At 69.7% G+C, this 15860-nt stretch carries 16 protein-coding genes and 4 pseudogenes; 8 read left to right on the top strand and 12 right to left on the bottom strand.

Going from position 1 to position 15860, the window contains the following annotated elements; translation table 11 throughout:
• Positions 1–4 precede the first annotated feature (4 nt).
• The 3 genes and pseudogenes from ABEB09_RS03685 to ABEB09_RS03675 all read right to left on the bottom strand — a co-directional run.
• Positions 5–196, bottom strand: a pseudogene (locus ABEB09_RS03685) (ferredoxin); the annotation flags it as partial.
• On the bottom strand, positions 193–1386 hold the full coding sequence (locus ABEB09_RS03680; RefSeq protein ID WP_345687039.1) for a cytochrome P450: 1194 nt from the start codon (positions 1384–1386) through the stop codon (positions 193–195). The pseudogene ABEB09_RS03685 and the gene ABEB09_RS03680, both read right to left, overlap by 4 nt.
• Positions 1387–1602: 216 nt before the next feature.
• A complete protein-coding gene (locus ABEB09_RS03675; RefSeq protein ID WP_345687037.1) occupies positions 1603–3150 on the bottom strand; it encodes an FAD-dependent monooxygenase in 1548 nt (515 codons plus the stop codon).
• A 108-nt stretch (positions 3151–3258) separates the two neighbouring features.
• Here ABEB09_RS03675 and ABEB09_RS03670 point away from each other — a divergent pair, with 108 nt between their 5' ends.
• A complete protein-coding gene (locus ABEB09_RS03670; RefSeq protein ID WP_345687035.1) occupies positions 3259–3921 on the top strand; it encodes a TetR/AcrR family transcriptional regulator C-terminal domain-containing protein in 663 nt (220 codons plus the stop codon).
• 51 nt (positions 3922–3972) lie between these two features.
• Here ABEB09_RS03670 and ABEB09_RS03665 read toward each other — a convergent pair.
• A pseudogene (locus ABEB09_RS03665) lies at positions 3973–5090 on the bottom strand (serine hydrolase domain-containing protein).
• Positions 5091–5275: 185 nt separating this feature from the next.
• Between ABEB09_RS03665 and ABEB09_RS03660 the strand changes: the two are divergent.
• The gene (locus ABEB09_RS03660) at positions 5276–5935 is read left to right on the top strand and encodes a TetR/AcrR family transcriptional regulator (RefSeq protein WP_345687033.1); all 660 of its coding nucleotides are present in this window, start codon (positions 5276–5278) and stop codon (positions 5933–5935) included.
• A gap of 108 nt (positions 5936–6043) precedes the next feature.
• Here ABEB09_RS03660 and ABEB09_RS03655 read toward each other — a convergent pair whose 3' ends face one another.
• Complete coding sequence (locus ABEB09_RS03655; RefSeq protein WP_345687031.1) at positions 6044–7039, bottom strand: ArsR/SmtB family transcription factor; 996 nt, start codon at positions 7037–7039, stop codon at positions 6044–6046.
• A gap of 108 nt (positions 7040–7147) precedes the next feature.
• Between ABEB09_RS03655 and ABEB09_RS03650 the strand changes: the two genes are divergently transcribed.
• From ABEB09_RS03650 to ABEB09_RS34850, 5 genes and pseudogenes are all read left to right on the top strand, one after another.
• Positions 7148–7768 (top strand): isochorismatase family protein, encoded by a 621-nt coding sequence (locus ABEB09_RS03650; RefSeq protein WP_345687029.1) that lies wholly within the window; start codon positions 7148–7150, stop codon positions 7766–7768.
• A gap of 146 nt (positions 7769–7914) precedes the next feature.
• Entirely contained in the window at positions 7915–8976 is a 1062-nt protein-coding gene (locus ABEB09_RS03645; protein ID WP_345687027.1) for an SMI1/KNR4 family protein, read from the top strand.
• Positions 8977–9012: 36 nt separating this feature from the next.
• Positions 9013–9542, top strand: a pseudogene (locus tag ABEB09_RS03640) (IS5 family transposase); the annotation flags it as partial.
• Positions 9543–9574: 32 nt separating this feature from the next.
• Positions 9575–10129 (top strand): annotated as a pseudogene (locus ABEB09_RS34855) (CHAT domain-containing protein); the annotation flags it as partial.
• 25 nt (positions 10130–10154) lie between these two features.
• A complete protein-coding gene (locus ABEB09_RS34850) occupies positions 10155–10469 on the top strand; it encodes a CHAT domain-containing protein (protein ID WP_380840710.1) in 315 nt (104 codons plus the stop codon).
• A gap of 73 nt (positions 10470–10542) precedes the next feature.
• Here the strand turns inward: ABEB09_RS34850 and ABEB09_RS03635 are convergent, their stop codons facing one another.
• The 7 genes from ABEB09_RS03635 to ABEB09_RS03605 all read right to left on the bottom strand — a co-directional run bounded on the left by ABEB09_RS03635 (position 10543) and on the right by ABEB09_RS03605 (position 15360).
• Positions 10543–10968 (bottom strand): hypothetical protein, encoded by a 426-nt coding sequence (locus ABEB09_RS03635; RefSeq protein ID WP_345687025.1) that lies wholly within the window; start codon positions 10966–10968, stop codon positions 10543–10545.
• Positions 10969–11354: 386 nt separating this feature from the next.
• Complete coding sequence (locus tag ABEB09_RS03630) at positions 11355–11960, bottom strand: DNA-3-methyladenine glycosylase I (protein WP_345687023.1); 606 nt, start codon at positions 11958–11960, stop codon at positions 11355–11357.
• A gap of 6 nt (positions 11961–11966) precedes the next feature.
• On the bottom strand, positions 11967–12254 hold the full coding sequence (locus ABEB09_RS03625) for a YciI family protein (protein ID WP_345687021.1): 288 nt from the start codon (positions 12252–12254) through the stop codon (positions 11967–11969).
• A gap of 61 nt (positions 12255–12315) precedes the next feature.
• Positions 12316–12900 (bottom strand): TetR/AcrR family transcriptional regulator, encoded by a 585-nt coding sequence (locus tag ABEB09_RS03620; protein ID WP_345687019.1) that lies wholly within the window; start codon positions 12898–12900, stop codon positions 12316–12318.
• Between the two features lie 268 nt (positions 12901–13168).
• Complete coding sequence (locus ABEB09_RS03615) at positions 13169–13465, bottom strand: hypothetical protein (protein ID WP_345687017.1); 297 nt, start codon at positions 13463–13465, stop codon at positions 13169–13171.
• A 292-nt stretch (positions 13466–13757) separates the two neighbouring features.
• Complete coding sequence (locus ABEB09_RS03610) at positions 13758–14267, bottom strand: hypothetical protein (protein WP_345687015.1); 510 nt, start codon at positions 14265–14267, stop codon at positions 13758–13760.
• Positions 14268–14289: 22 nt separating this feature from the next.
• Entirely contained in the window at positions 14290–15360 is a 1071-nt protein-coding gene (locus tag ABEB09_RS03605; RefSeq protein ID WP_345693827.1) for a DNA polymerase III subunit beta family protein, read from the bottom strand.
• A 185-nt stretch (positions 15361–15545) separates the two neighbouring features.
• Here ABEB09_RS03605 and ABEB09_RS03600 point away from each other — a divergent pair, with 185 nt between their 5' ends.
• Positions 15546–15758 (top strand): NUDIX domain-containing protein, encoded by a 213-nt coding sequence (locus ABEB09_RS03600; protein WP_345687013.1) that lies wholly within the window; start codon positions 15546–15548, stop codon positions 15756–15758.
• The last annotated feature ends 102 nt before the right edge of the window (positions 15759–15860 follow it).

The raw sequence follows: 15860 nt of genomic DNA, 5'->3' as shown, positions 1-15860 counted from the left end.
CACCTGTGATCGCCCCGGAGGGGCAGACGCCGGCGGCCATCTGTGCGGCCGCGCGGTGGGTGGCGGGCGGTTCGGCGTGCAGCAGGAGCACGAGGCCGTCGTCGGGGTCCTGGTCGAACACCTCGGGGGCGGTCATGGCGCACATGCCGGCTCCGATGCAGCGCTCACGGTCGACGCTCAGACGCGGCGCGCTCATTTCCTGTCCCAGGCGACCGGGAGGCTCTTCACACCGAAGATGTCCGCGGTCTCCGGGCGCAGGCGGACCTCCGCGGCGGGTACGGCCAACCGCAGCGTGGGGAAGCGGTCGAGCAACGCGCGGAAGGCGACCCGCATTTCGACGCGGGCCAGCTGCTGCCCCAGGCACTGGTGGATGCCGTGGCTGAAGGCCAGGTGCCCGGCGGCCTGCCTGCGGAGGTCGAGGGTGTGGGGGTCGGTGAAGCGGTCGGGGTCGTGGTTGGCGGTGTGGTACGAGAGGACGACCGTCGTTCCGGCCTTGATGGTGTGGCCGCCCAACTCGACGTCTTCCAGCGCCGTCCTGTGGAACGTCTTGGCGACGCTCAGATACCGCAGCAGTTCCTCCACGGCCCCGTCAGTGAGGGTGGGATCGGCGCGGAGTGCCGCGAGTTGCTCCGGGTTCTGCAGCAGCGCGAAGGTGCCGAGGGACAGCATGTTCGCGGTGGTGTCGAATCCGGCCGCGAGGAGGATGAGGCTGATGCCCTTCAGCTCCTCGTCGGTCAGGTCGCTGTCGGTGAGTTCGCTGAGGATGTCGTCGGTGGGGTCGGCGCGCTTGGCGGCCACCAGCTGTGCGAGGTATTCCTGGGTCGCGGTGTAGGCCGCGATCAGCTCCTCGTCGCTGACCTCCCCGCCCATGAACGTGTCGATCTGCTCCTGGAAGGACGCCCGGTCCTCGTACGGCACGCCCAGGATCTCGCAGATCACGATGGTGGGAATGGGCTTGGCGAACGCGGTCACCAGGTCCACCGGCGGCCCGGCCTTCTCCATGGCGTCCAGGCAGTCGGCCGTTATCTGCTCGATCCGCTCGGTGAGCAGCCGCATCCGCCGCACGGTGAACTTGCCCACCAGGGGCTTCCGGTAGCGGCTGTGCTCCGGATCGTCCATGAGGAGGAACTCGCCGGGTGGCGCGGGCGGAAGCTCGAAGTCGACGACGTTCATGAGGTCCTTGCGGGAGCTGAACCGCGGGTCGGCCAGGACGGATCGCACCATGTCGTATCCGGTGATCAGCCAGCCTGGTTTCCCGCCGGGATGGGTGCAGCGGCTGATGGGGCCGTGTCGGCGGGCGTCGATCAGCTCGGCCGGCGGGTCGAAGGGGCAGCCGCTTCGACGCTCCGTCGGCAGCGTCGTGACGGTGTGGACGGACTCACTCATGGCCATTCCTCATCTCGCGATATGACGTGTTTGCCGGTGCTCGAACGCTACGTTGCATTCATGATCTCGTCAATCAAGCAAACGCATAAACACAGGTGAGGCGCGGTTAATTGATGCAATGGTGTGCCGCCGAATGCAACGGTGCGTTGCAATGGCTGGCAGCGAAGGCAATGCTGGCGGCATGCCAGGAGGACGGTTGACCCGGGCGCTGGTATTTCAGCTGCTTCGGGGTGGGGCGGGCTCGTCCAGGTCGGGGGTGATGTCGCCGAGCCAGGTGGTGAGGGCGGTTCGCAGGGCGACGGTGTCCGGGGTGGTGCCCGCGGGTGCGGCCCAGGCGATGTGGCCGTCGGGGCGGATGAGGAGCGCGGCGGGGGCCGGCGTCTCGTCGTCCGGCCAGACGGGCCAATGGGTGTCCGCGGACCGGCCCTCGACGAGGTCGAGCCGGTCGGCCCAGCCCGCGGCGGCAGCCGCCAGTTCGGTGTTCCCGCACAGGTCGAGCAGCGCGGGGCGCGCGGTGCGCAGCAGCTCGAAGACGCGCGTGCGGCCGCCTCCGGTCGTCAGGTCCACGTCCGGGACGCGGCGGCCCGCCAACGGGTGGCTGTCGCCGACGGGGTACTGGATGTCCAGAGCAGTGATCATGCCGCCCAGGTGACGATTGACGTCTTCATACCGAGTGAGCGAACCCAGCACCTCGCGCAGCGCGTCGGTCTGCGGACCCGGACGGGACAGCGCCGCTTGCGCCCTCGTGTTGTGCAGGACCCGTTCCGCGACGGGGTGCCGCTCGGCGTGGTAGCTGTCCAGCAGGTCCTCTGGTGCCCGGCCCTGCACCACCGCGGCCAGCTTCCAGCCGAGGTTGACCGCGTCCTGCACCCCGAGGTTCAGCCCCTGGCCCCCGGCCGGGAAGTGGATGTGCGCGGCGTCCCCGGCCAGCAGCACCCGGCCCGCCCGGTACCGCTCGGCCTGCCGCGCCGCGTCGCCGAACCGGGACACCCAGCGGGGGCTGTGCATGCCGAAGTCGGTGCCGGCGACCCTGAGCATGGACTCCCTCAGCCCCTCGAACGTCACGGGTTCCCCCGGGCCGGCAGCCCGGCCGTAGTCCGTGGTGATCACCCGGTACCAGCCCGGCTCGAAGGCGATCACCGAGAAGTCACCGCCTGCGCGCCGCTGCATGAAGAGCGACTCGGCGGGGGGATCGCCGAGTTCGACGTCGCCGAGCAGGGCGGTCATCGTCGCCGGGGTGCCGGGAAAGGCGATGCCGGCGAGCTTGCGCACCGCGCTGCGCCCGCCGTCGCAGCCCACGAGGTAGCGGGCGCGCACGGTTGAACGGGCGGCTTCCGGCCCACCCAGTTCGGCTTCGATGCCGGTGTCGTCCTGGCGGATCCCGGTCACTTCGGACGACCAGTGCACCCGTAAGCCGAGCTCGGCCGCCCACTCCTCCAGCAGCCGTTCGACGGCGGACTGCAGGAGCACCAGCGTCCGCGGGTGGCGGCTCTGGAACCCGTCGAAGTCGAGCCTCAGCCCGGAGAAATGCCCGACCGGTTGCGTCACGCCGGCCTTCAGGAAGCGGTCCAGGACCCCCCGTTGGTCGAGGACCTCCATGGTGCGGGCGTGCATCCCGCCGGCGCGCGACTCGCCGGTCCGCTCCGCGAGCCGGTCGACCACCATCACGTCGACACCCGCCAGCCGCAGTTCGCAGGCGAGCATCAGGCCTGTCGGCCCGGCGCCCGCGATCACCACGTCGGTGCTCCCCGTCGTGTCGGTCATGCGTGCTTCCCCCTTCTCGGCCCTCGCTGTCTCTAACACCGTTAGAGGCTGCCTCTAACGGTGTTAGAGTGTCAACTGCCCGAGGAGGGCGAGGGAGTGAGGGGGCGGATGAAGATCAACTCCGAGGTGATTGCCCGGACGTCGCTGCGCCTGCTCGACGACGTCGGCCTCGACGGGCTCAGCATGCGCCTGGTGGCCCAGGAGCTCGGCGTGCGGGCCCCCACCCTCTACTGGCACGTCAAGAACAAGCAGCAGCTGCTCGATGCCATGGCCACCCTGATCTACGTGGAGGCCGCCGAGAGGCTGACGCCGCCCCAGGGTGCGCCCTGGGAGGACTGGCTCGCCGACTGGGCCCGTCACCTCAGGCAGGCGATGCTCGGTCACCGCGACGGCGCGCGCGTCCTCGCCGGCACCTACGTGAACCACCCGGCGGTGTACCACGGGGTGGAGCTGACCCTGCGCACGCTCAAGGACGCGGGATTCACGCTCGGCGAGGCGGCCCGCGGATTCCCGGCCCTCCTGCACTTCACCATTGGGTACACCATCGAGGAACAGGCCCACACCAGCGCGGCGTACGGCGGCGACAACCCGTACACGCCCGAGCGGATCGCCGCAGGCATCGATCCCGAGCGCTTCCCGCTCACCGCCGAGGCGTCTGGTGACCTGCTCTCCCTGGACGAGGACACGGGCTTCGAACACGGGCTGCGCGTGGTCGTACTCGGATTGCGGGCCGTCCGGGAGGAGCGGGAGCGCCGCGCCGCGCGCGGGTGACGGGCAGGTGCGCGACGCGGAACGCCTCCCATGTGCCGCCCTCCGGTCCGGTCAGCCGTACATCGCCAGGCGGTGGAACGTCGCCAGCGCGTCGTCGATGGGGTGGGGCTGCGGCTTGCCGGAGGAGTCGAGCCTGTTCCACCTCTGCAGGTTCACCGCGACGGACATCTGCCGCTTGCCGTCGGCCCGGATCATGGCCAGCGCTCCACCGCCCCAGACCGTGCCGCCATGGCCCCAGAAGGTGGCCTGGCCGGGATCCTCCATCGGTGCAGGCCGAGGCCGTAGTCGATCGTCCTTCCCTCCTGGGAGATGACCGGGACGGTGCGTCGCATCTGCGCCAGCGACGACGGGCTGACGATCCGTCCGGCCAGCAGCATGCCGTAGAAGCGGTTGAGGTCCGTGACGGTCGATATCAGCGAGGCCGACGGCCCCACCCATGACATGTCGTAGACGCTGTAGTCGCGTGGCGGGTCGATCATGCCGAACCACGACTCGTAGAGCTGGGAGTGCGGCCCGTCGACGTACGGTCCGGCGGGCAGTTCGGTGTCCCGGAGTCCGGCGCGCTCGATGACGTTCCGGGTGATGTACTGCTCGGCCGTGGTGCCGGTCACCTGTTCCAGCAGTTCGACGAGGAGCAGGTAGTTGGTGTTGGAGTACACCCCCGGAGTGCCGCCCGGGGCGCCGACGGCGGGTGCGGTGACCCCCATCTCGATCAGGTCAGTGGGGTCGAACCGCGTGAACCGGTGGTCGTCCAGGCTCTGCGGACCGGTGTCCGCGAGGGCGGGGAACGCCTTGAGGGAGGGATAGGCGTACGGGAGGTACTCGGCGAGGCCGCTGGTGTGGTTGATCAGCATCCGGACCGTGATCGTGTCCCCGCGTTCTCCGGGAACCAGCTTCGGAAGGTATCGGCCGATCGGTGTGTCGAGACCGATCCGACCGCTCTCGACCTGCTGGAGAACCGCTGCGGCGGTGAAGGTCTTGGTGATGCTGCCAACGCGGTGCCGCATGCCGGCGGTGACGGGGCGGCCGGTGGCGACGTCGGCGACCCCGGCGGCGCCGCGCCAGACCCGGTCGCCGTCTCGCACCTCGGCGAACAGGCCCGGCATCCCGGCGCGGTGGACGTTTTCGATGGCGGCGTCCAGCGCCGCGCAATCCAGTCGGTTGTTCACGTCATGCGTCCTTTCGTATTCCCGGGCCCGGGGCGAGCTCCGCATCGGTCGCCTGACCCGGACCACAGGGCAAACAGGGCACGAGTGGCATGCCGGTCTTCTCGGCACGCTCATGTCCTCATTATGCACGCGGTGCGTGCAACACCAAGTGCACAGGTAGGCTGAGACCTGGCGAGAGGAGCGACATGGCAGGTCGAAGGCGCTGGTCGACCGAAGAGATCCTGGATGCGGCGGCGGAGCTGCTGCGCACGAGTGACGCGGAGTCGTTCAGCGTGCGCAAACTGGCCGCGGCCCTCGGGACCGATTCCTCCAGCCTGTACCGGCACTTCCGCAGCAAGACCGAACTGCTGCGTGCGGTCGCCGACCGGATCCTCCTGGCCGCGATGGACGGTTACCGCCCCGAGGGCGACTGGAAGCAGCGCATCACCGCCCTGGCCCTGCGGGTGAGAGAAGCCTTCGGGCGGCAGCCCCAGCTGGCCGCGGTCTGGGGACGCCACGCCTCATCGGGCACCGGTTCCCGGCTGGTCATGGAGGAGGTGCTGCAGGCCCTGCGCGCGTCGGGACTGCCGGACGAGGAGATCCCGGTGCGCTACCACCGGATCGCGGTCCTCATCGCCGCGTTGATCGCCTCCGAGGCCGGGGTCAGCACGGTCACCCCGGAAGAGCGCGAACAGGGCATGGAGTTGTTCCGCGTGGCGGTATTGGGCGCCGACCCCGAACGCTTCCCGGCCCTGGCCCACTTCGCCCGTGACGTGCGCCCGCTCGGGGCGGACCGCGGCGCCGCGTTCGAGGAGATCCTCGCCGCCCAGCTCACCCACATCGAAGCCGCGATCTGCCCAAGCTAGTCAACCGGCCGGGAGTGCCGGCGAACGACGGCGGGCTCAAGCGGTCAGCGCATCACCGATGGCGACGCCGGCCGCGGTGGTGACGGCCTGGTGCACCCCGGCCGACGGTCACGAGCGGGTGCCGAGGGCGAGACCGAGCGGGGAGCAACTGTAGAAGACCTCGCGGCCGTTGCGGTGGCGCGCCAGCAGACCCGCGGTGTGCAGCACCTTCAGGTGCTGGCTGACGGCTCCCGGCGCCATGCCGAGTCGACGAGCGAGCATGACCGTGGTCACCGGTTCGGTGAGTGAGACGAGGACCCTGGCGCGGGTGCGGCCGATGAGCGCGTTCAGGGCGTCGGGGGTCGGCACCGGCCCCTGCTGCCACACGGTGGCGACACCGGGTGCCGGGTAGATGAGCATCGGCTGGTACGGCTCCGCCATCACGAGGGTGTCGGGCCACTGGAAGACGCTCGGCACCAGGATGATGCCGTCGCCGAACAGCGGGCCGCTCCGCTGCCAGGCGAGAGTGCGCACCCGCAGCACGCCGGCCTCCCACCGTACGTTCTCGTGCAGGTCGTTGAACATGACAGCCGCGCCCTCGCGGGCGAGCTGGCGCGAACGGCGCAGCACCTCGGATTCGAACAACCCCCGGATCTGCGGCCAGTACGGAGCGAGGGCCGTGTCCCAGTAGAGCCGCAGCTGGGCGGCGACCCGGGCCGTTCCGGCGGCGGGGTCGGCGAGGAACTCCCGTACCGGTGCGGTGTCCGCCGCCGGGACGCGGGCGACCTCGGCGGCGGCGACGTCGGGGTCCGCCGACGCCACGAGGCCGAGTTCGGCGGTGATGTCCGGCAGGGGGCTCGTCGGCGGCGGGGTGAGGAAGTCCGGAAGGTAGGGGCCGAGCGGGGCGAGGGCGAAGAGCAGGCGCAGGTCCATCGCACCCAAGCGGGGCCGTACCGCGCGGATCCACGGAAGATGCAGAGCGTGGCGGCCGGGGTCCTGGAGCAGGCGCAGGCTCGCGACGGCTTCGGACACCGGGGAGAAGGCGAACCGCAGCCGCGCCAGATCGGCGGGCGTGAAGGTGAACTCGGCGCAGCAGTCGAAGGGTTCGGTCGAGGATTCAGGCACGGATGAAACATTCACAGGTGTGGCGGCGTGAGGTCAATCATCGTTTCCACGCCCCGCCGACCCGGCCGGAGCGCGAATCCCTCCCCGGCCAGTGCAAAGGAACCTGCCATGACGAACCCCTTCCCCACTCCCCTCACCAGCGACAACACCGCCCTCCTGCTGGTCGACCACCAGATCGGGCTGTTCACGGGCGTCCGGGACATCGGCGTCGCCGAGCTCAAGCACAACGTCACCGCGCTCGCCCGCGCGGCCCAGCGGTTGGGCGTCCCCGTGGTGGCGACGACGACGTCGGCGGACGACATGTGGGGCCCGCTCGTGCCGGAGCTCCAGGCCGCTCTGCCGAAGGACCTCGAGGTCATCGACCGCTCGACCGTCAACGCCTGGCACGACGACCGCGTGCGCGCCACCGTCGAGGCGCTCGGCCGCGACCGGCTCATCGTGGCAGGCACGTCGCTGGAGGTCTGCGCGGCGCTCCCGGCGATCTCCGCCACCGCCGCCGGCTACACGGCCTACGTCGCCGTCGACGCCTGTGGCACCTTCTCGGCGACCAAGCGCGAGACGGGCCTGCTGCGCCTGCAGCAGGCCGGTGTCGTCGTCAGCGACTACGCGAGCCTCGTGGTCGAGATGCTCGCGGACAACGCCCACCCGGTCGCCCCCCTGCTGTACGGCGACCTGGACATGCCCTTCGGGACCCTGCTGGGGCAGTTCGTGGCCGCACGAGGCCACTGAACGGCCGGGCACGCCTTGCTGCGTATGTCCCGGCCGCCTGGCTCCACGACAGCCACGTCACCACCGTGGGACGGGAGCGGCGGCCGGGCTTGTGAGCCACCTACGGCCGTGCCCCGGCCGGGCGCCGCCGCCTTCTCCTTGAGATCGTGGTCGCCGGATGTGACCCGCGCGCCGGCCGACGCCGGGACCTGCTGGAGATCTCCGGCGGCACCTCCACCGAACCCGCGATGGAAGGCGTCCACCACACCGATCGCCCCGCCGGGGGCGCAAGGCCACCGGATACCGGCTCATCGACGGGTAACGAGCAACGGCTCACCCCAGGCAACCTCGACCCCTCGGTCACGGCCGCGATCGCGGAACTGAGTGAGCGGCAGCTCGCCCTTGTACCCCCGGCGTCCACGTTCCGCATCGGTGCTCTGCTCAACGTTCTCGTCTACAACTACCAACTCGGCAGCGTTGGTCAGGGGCCCGAATTCCTGCACCGCGCGCTGGAAGCCGGACGTGAGGGCATCGAGCTGCTGTCGCGTGGGCTAGGCCGTCTCTTTCGGATCTTGACGGGCTCCGGAGGCGGCGCCCCGGAGATTTGCTGCCGAGGCGGTCCTCGTAAGTTGGGCTCTCGGATACGACACGCCGCGCAGTGCGGGCGGCGGGACGAAGGGCGAGACATGCGCGGGACGGACGCGGTGGCGGCACTTGCCGAGCTCATGCCGGTGGCTCATGGGGTGGACGAGCGGGTTGACTGGGGCGGCGTCGAGGCGGCCTGGGGGACTCGGTTCCCCTCGGACTACGTCCGTTTCATGGAGGTGTACGGGGCGGGGGCGATCAGTGAAAGGATCAGCATCCTGCTGCCGGCACTGCAGGCCGACGGGTACCCGTACACGTCCGGTCTGCAGGAAGAGACGGAGAACGCCCGCTACACCTGGGAGATGTGCCGCGACGAGGCCGACTTCGACGTGGACCCTGGATCGATCGTGGCGTGGGGTGTGACGTCGGGGGCGGACATCTACTGCTGGGTGACCACGGACGACGACCCGGATCGATGGCCGGTCCTGATCTGCGGGAGGCACACCAGCCCGGAGATGCAGTTGCACCCCCTTGGGATGGCCGAGTTCCTCTTCAAGCTCTTGGGCGACGAGGCGTTTCGACAGGGGAAGATCAGCGTGGTCCTGCCGGACGAGGTGTCCTTCGTCAACTGGCGGAACGACTAGGCAGTTGCGTTCAGATCATCTCATCGTTGGTCTGGTGTGTCGTTGACCGACGCCCAGTGGGCGCGAATTGAGCCGTTGCTGCCGGATCGGACGCCGAAGCGGGGCGGGCGGTGGCGTGATCACCGGCAGGTGATCGAGGCGATCGCCTGGAAGTACCGGACCGGTTCGCCCTGGACGGATCTGCCTGTCGAGTTCGGGTCCTGGAAAGGGGCCTACAACCGGCTGTGGATGTAGGCCGCCGACGGGACCTGGGAAAAGGTCTTCACCGCTCTGCTCGCCCAGGCCGACGCCGAGAGCGATCTGGACTGGGGCGTGGCGGTGGACTCCACGATTGTCCGTGCTCACCAGCACGCTGGCGGGGCCCGTCAAGAGGGGCTCTGGCTGGCGAGCCGCCCGATCATGCTCTTGGAAGGTCCCGCGGTGGACTGACCACGAAGATCCATCTCGTTGCGGACGGCCGCTGCCGCCCGCCCGCCTTCGTCCTCACCCCCGGCCAGGCCGGGGACGCACCTGCGTTCACCCAGGTCATGGACCGTCTGCGGGTGCCCAGGCGGATCGGCCGCCCCATGCCGGGAGGGATGAGGCCTTTGTGGTGTCCATGCCGGTCGATGCCCGGACTCTCCCGGGCATCGAGGAAGAGTTCGCGACCGAGGTCACGCCGCACGGCGTGGAGTTCGGCGCCGAGACGTGGCATGAACCGTCCCTCGACCTGTGGGACCGTGCGGCTCCCCGGCTGGCCGGAGCGGAACGGCTTCTCGTAGCGCCACACGGGCCGCTCCACCGCATACCGTGGATGGTGGTCACCGCCCGCGCGGGCCTGCTGGCGCCGGACGGCGGTCCCCTGCCCGTGCTCACGCTGCCATCCCTGCAGGTGGCCTCGCTCCAGGCTGACATGCCACCGGCACCCCCCGGTCGCCGTGTCGTGGTGGGGGACCCCCGGGGTGACCTGCCATATGCGCGCCTGCAAGCACGTGAGGTGGCCCGGACACTCGACGTCCCCGCTCCTCTGATGGGTGAGCGGGCCACGGTCCGGGCCGTGCTCGACGCCCTGACCGGAACGGAGATCGCGCATGTGGCAGCGCATGCGATCTTCGACGAACGCTCACCGTTGCGCTCGGGCCTGTTGCTGGCCGATGACGTACTGACCGTCCGGCAACTGATGGAACGCAGGATCCATTGTGGCCAGTCTGTGGCCCGTTCTCGACACCTCGACGGCAGACCTCATGACCGGGTTCCATGGCGCCTGCCGGTCCGGAACGCCGCCGGCGAAGGCCCTGGCCCGAGCCGCCGAGGGCGTACGGTCGCGTCACTCTCACAGTTACCACTGGGGGGCCTTCATCGTCGTAGGCGTCGGCTGGGAAGACACCTCGCGCGGCTGGAGACCCGTGCCCGTCCCACGCTGGGAAGCCGCAGGCCGGTTGGCCCTGTGCCCAGCCGGCTGGCGCACGGCCTCCCGGGAGTCCGACGTGTGGCCCGCCGTTCGGCGGCCGTGACGATGGGCCTGGCCGCCGGCGATCTCCGTCACGCCGGCCCGGACGATCCGCGCTGCCTCCGCCACGGAGCGGTTCAGGCGCTACTTCTCGGCCACAGCCAGGGGTGATGCCGCGTACGTCCCAGGAGGTCACCGCTGTGTACAGCTGCCACCAGGCCGACCACCGGTGTGCACAGGACGATGAGCAGGGTTGGCAGGTAGCCGAGATCCGTGGCGACAGCCACGACAAGCGTCTCCGGCAGGAAGAACACGCTCGCGACGGCTCCGGCGAGCAGTCCCCGCAACGGGGCTCGGGCGGCGAGCCACTCGGGGGCCAGGAGCAGTACGCCCCCGGTCGCGGCACCGAGCAGGGCGCCGACCGCCATGGTCCCGCCGACCAACCCGACACCGCGCAGCGTGCCGACGAGGGCGTCCTCGTACCTCTCCGTGGACAGCCACATGGCAGCGCCGATGAGTGAGACGAGCCCGAAGAAGCCCGCAGGCCCCGCGGCGATGAACATACCGAGCCGAATACTCCGACGGACCACGTGCACGACGGACTCACGCCCCCCACCTGTCATCACGCGCCCCGGCAGGCACGTCCGGCTCCAAGGTAGGGCATCAGCGGCAGGTCAGCCGCGGGTGGCTGCCGTACTCCAATTCAGGCACCCGCCGATGCTCAGGACTCCGCACGCGGCAGTTGGCCCAGGCGCCCGGATGAAGCGGTTCCCGGCGACCTCGAGGGCCGCCCCGAGAGTCCTGTCCGGCGCCGGAGACCACCGCGACCGCTCCTCACGCCCGGGGGTGAAGCGGAAGAAGCCTGCGACCCAGGGACTGTCAGGGACGGGTGCCCAGCAGCTGGCGGCGGCCCGGTCGAGCAGCGATTCGGCGGAGGCGGTCGGGATGCCTACCGAGGCGGTGTGACGGCGGTGCGGGCCGCCCTGACCAGGGTGCGCGTCGAGCACTCGGTGGCGTGGTCATTGATCAGCCCCATGGCCTGCATGAAGGCGAACGCGGTGGTCGGTCCGACGAACTTCCAGCCGCGCTTCTTCAAGTCCTTCGACAGCGTGACCGATGCCGGTGATGTCGATACGGACTGGGGTGGATCAACCTCGCTCGGGTCTGGTTCGAAGCGCCAGAAGTACGCCGCCAGGGAGCCGGCCTCTCGCTCGAGCTCCACGGCCCGGCGGGCATTGTTGATGACGGCTTCGATCTTGCCCCGGTGCCGGACGATGCCGGCGTTGCTCACCAGGCGCCGTACGTCATCGTCAGCGAAGTCGGCGATCGCGTGGAAGTCGAACCCGGCGAAAGCGGTCCGGAAGTTCTCGCGCTTGGCCAGGATGGTGCGCCAGCTGAGTCCGGACTGGAAGCCTTCCAGGCTGATCTTCTCGAGCAGCCGACGGTCGTCGACGACCGGAAAGCCCCACTCCGTGTCGTGATAGCCGAGGAATTCAGGCGCCGACCCCGCCCAGCGGCAGCGCGGCTCGCCATCGGGGGCGATGAACGTCTCCACGCGTATTCAGTCCTTCAGGAATGCGAGGCGCGGGTCCGTCAGGTTCGGGGCGATCTCGATGACCTCGGCCGCCACGACGTCGTGGATCACGAACGGGTCCTCGGCCACTCTCGCCTGGAACTCCTCCAACGTGACGCCGGTGGCGAGCACTGCGCCGCCCTGCCCCGGCTGGATGCTCCCGACGAGAAGGAAGACGCCGTCTTCCACGCCCTGGCGAATCCAGTTCTGGTGCTCCGCCATGTACTCGGCGGCCGCGGACTTGTTGGCGGAGAATCGAAGCAGGGCGACGTACACGAAAGTCTCCTCACGGGCAGGGACGCAAACGAAGAAGGGAACAAGAAGGAACGGCTGTGGCTCAGCGGGCGCGGTCGGCGGATGCGTGAGAGGCCAGTCGATCAGTCAGCCATGTGATGATCCGGTCGACCTCGCGGTATACGAAGTCGATGTCGTGGAAGGCGTTCGACAGCGTGGCAACCCCTTGGCTGAATGCCAGAACGTGCATCGCGACGTCATCGGCCTCCGCACCGAACCCGAGTTCCTCGAACTGCTCGCACAGCCAGGTGCGGAACAGCCCGAAGACACCCACGGCGTGCGCACGGGAGGGATGGTCCAGTTTGGCAAGCTCGTTCGTCAGCGTCCCGACCGGACAGCCGTAGCTCTCGATGTCGCCGCGGTTGGTGATGACGAGCTCAACGAAGCGCTGCACGCGATCAAGCGGGTCCGCCGAGCCGTCCGCCCACTCGGCGAGCATCTTTCGCGTACTCGCCAACCGGGCCTCGATCACCGCTTGGAGGATCTCGTCCTTGGTCCTGAAGTGGTAGTAGAAATTGCCCCGGGAGATTCCCACCGCTTCCGCGATCGTCGCGAACGACGTCGGCTCGAAGCCCTGCTGATAGAACAGGCGGTTCGCCGCATCGACGATCTGCTCGCGCGTACCCACGACAACTCCTGACACCCGACGACCGATCCTAGGACATTCGTCCTAGGCGACAGTCCGGACTGTAGGACATCCGTCCTAGCGGGGGCAAGCGGGCCATGTCACCAACAGCCCGTCCTGCAACACCACACCGCCGGACCTGGTTGCCGGTGCTCGCCGCCGCAGGAGTGGTCATGTCCCGGTGCGACGCCGCTGGTTGACCCCCCCGGCCCCTCCCAAGGCCGCCCGGGGCGACGACAGGCGAGTCGCGCACTGCCGCACCTCCTGCGGGCTACGGAGCCCCGTCCGGTCCGGCGGGGGTGCTGCCGCGTGCACCGAGCGGGCTCAGTTCGAAGGCGAGCCGTCCCAGCGCGACCAGGGTCCCCTGCCCGAGCACCAGAACCAGCAAGGCTCCGTCGCGCCAGTACCAGCCCTCCGTCCAAGGGCGCGCGATCGCGAAAGTGGCAAGGAGATGCACGATGGCGAGGAGAACTCCTGCCTGGCGTCGCCGGGGGAAGGCCAGGGGCAGCATCGTCCAGAACGCCGAGGCCAGGGCCAGCCAGGGCGCGACGAAGGGCAGGGCGGACACGACGGACCTCGGTATCGCTGGGGGACTGCCGGCACTCTCGCGCAGTCTGGTCCGCCGGCACCAGCGCGGGCAGGTCTCGTACCGGTGACAATGCGAGCGTGGCAGCGCTGTCGCAGCCCCGCCAGAGCCATTTGTTGCGACGCGGGGCCCGGGCAACGGCTGGATTCGGCATACCGGCCATGACGGCGAACGCACCTGCATGCAGGGGCAGTTGGCTGAGCACGCGATGGACTGCATCGGTGCATGGAACCGTGGCGAGAACCCTCCGAGGCCCGGGGGTGCTTCTTGTGCCTTATGCAGAGGAGCCGGGTGCGGAGGCCCGCCGTGTACGGTCCCGCCCGGCGATGGCTTCGGCGACCTCTTGGATGGCGCCGCGAAGAAGGTCACCGTACGGATCCCGAGGAAGGTTCGGGGCGTGCGCTTGGGCCGCGTCGATGTGCTCGGCGGCAGCGTCGAAGGAGCCGAGTCGTCGGTAGTTGTCGGCGAGGTTGAGGTGCAGCGAGGGGTAGAAGCCGGCGATGCGCAGGCCGGCGTGATGCTCCTGGACGCGCTGCTCGGTCACGGCGTCGGCGGCGTCCAGGGCCCGGACGTCCCAGGCCAGGGCCTGCGCGGGATCTTCGTAGAGATCTGCGAGGTAGTGGGCGAGGGAGCAGCGGTGCAGGGGGTCGCCGGTGACTCCGACCGTGGACCACAGGCTCAGGAGCTTTCGGCGGGCGGAAGCGATGTCACCGGCTCGGCCTTCGGCGACGGCTCGGCCGATGGCTTCCATGGTCGGGTCGGGGGCGGCGGATGCGGTGGTCATGAAGTGTTCCTCGTCGTCTCTCTCAGGCGGAGCGGTCGGACTTGATGGGCATGGCCAGGGTGGTGAGATCGCCGCGATCGGCTGAGCGGATCGTGACGGGCTGGTCGGTTCCCCTCAGGTCGAGCATCACGTCGGGGCCGATCGCGGTGCTCACGGCGGGATAGAGCGTGGTCAGCTCGAAGCGGATCCGGAGGGCCTGTCCCGTCGCGGTGGCCGGGAGCGGGATGCCGGGGTGTTCGTCGTCCACTGGCACGACATGCAGTTCGTGGTCGGCCACGTGCAGCGCGATGCGCTCGCCCGGCTGTTCTTCCAAGGCTCGTAGCAGCAGATCCTTCGAGACCGTCACACGTGTGGTGACCTGGCCCAGTGACGCGAGCATCAGCCGATGGTCGGGGAACTCCTCGGGCAGCAACCGGCAATGCCGGTCCTCCCGCTCGGCCACGCGGAGCCAGATCCCGTACGGCACCGCTTCGAGCCGCACCTGCGGACTGCGGCGGATCCCGGCGACCGCGGCCCGCAGCTCGTCGCCGTCGACCGTGCCGGCCCACGTCTGCGCCGGTGGTTCGGCCGGCACCAGGGTTCGGGTGGAGAGCCGGTAACGGTCGGTCGCGGTCAGGGTGACCGCCTCATGACTCGCCTCGATGCGCAGGCCGGCGAGTACCGGCATCCCGGGCTCGTGCGCGGTCGCGGTCAGGACCTGCTCCACCACATCTGCCAGCACAGGACCCTTCAGCACCGCAATCGGAAGCCCCGGCACGTCACCGAGCGCGGCCTTGATGACCGCAGCCTTCCGCTGTGCCGCTGCCGCATCCCCGACGACCTTCGACACATGCTCATCGAGGAGCCGGGATGCCTCGTCAGCCCCGGAAGCGAGCACCGCCTCGACACGAGCCAGGGGCATGGCGATCTCACGGAGCTGACGCAGCAGGATCGCCCGCGCCACCTGGTCGGCGCTGTAATAGCGGTAGCCCGAGACCGGGTCGACTTCGGCGGGGGCCAGCAGCCCGGAGTCGGCGTAGAACCGCAACGCGCTGGAGGTCAGGCCACTGCGTCGGGCGAAGACCCCGATCGGCATCAGCTCGGAATTCGGCACGCCGCCATCATTGAGCTTCAACCAACTCGAAGGTCAAACAGTGACGTGCGGCGCCACCGGTCTCGTGGCCGGCAACAGCCGGCGCGGACACGCGGGAGCGATCCCTTGAGGCCACCCTGGGATCGTGTGTCCCACCGCACCGCCGCCCGGACGACGCAACCCGCTTCCCGGGCCAGTTCAACTGGATGCTCGGTGGCGCCGTCGATGCCGGCGAGTCGTACGCAGAGGCCGCGGCCCGGGAACTGGCCGAAGAACTGGGCGTCCACGTCGAACCCCGCTTCGTGCTCACGTTCTTGTGCGCGGGTGTGATCAGCCCTTACTGGCTGGGCCTTCACGAGGCCGTCATCACCACCGCGGTGAAGCCCGATCCCGGGAAGTCGCCTGGTTCGACTGGCTGACCGAGCCGGGAACTCGAAGACCTCGTCCGCGACCAAGGGTTCGTACCGGACGGCCGCGAGGCGTTCGACCGATATCGCGCCCTGGGCGCCCCCGAGCCGCGC

It is taken from the genome of Streptomyces coeruleoprunus (genome assembly GCF_039542925.1).
GTDB classification, from domain to species: Bacteria; Actinomycetota; Actinomycetes; order Streptomycetales; family Streptomycetaceae; genus Streptomyces; species Streptomyces coeruleoprunus.
Note: the sequence above shows the minus strand (reverse complement) of the source record. Positions and strands in the feature narration are given on the sequence as shown.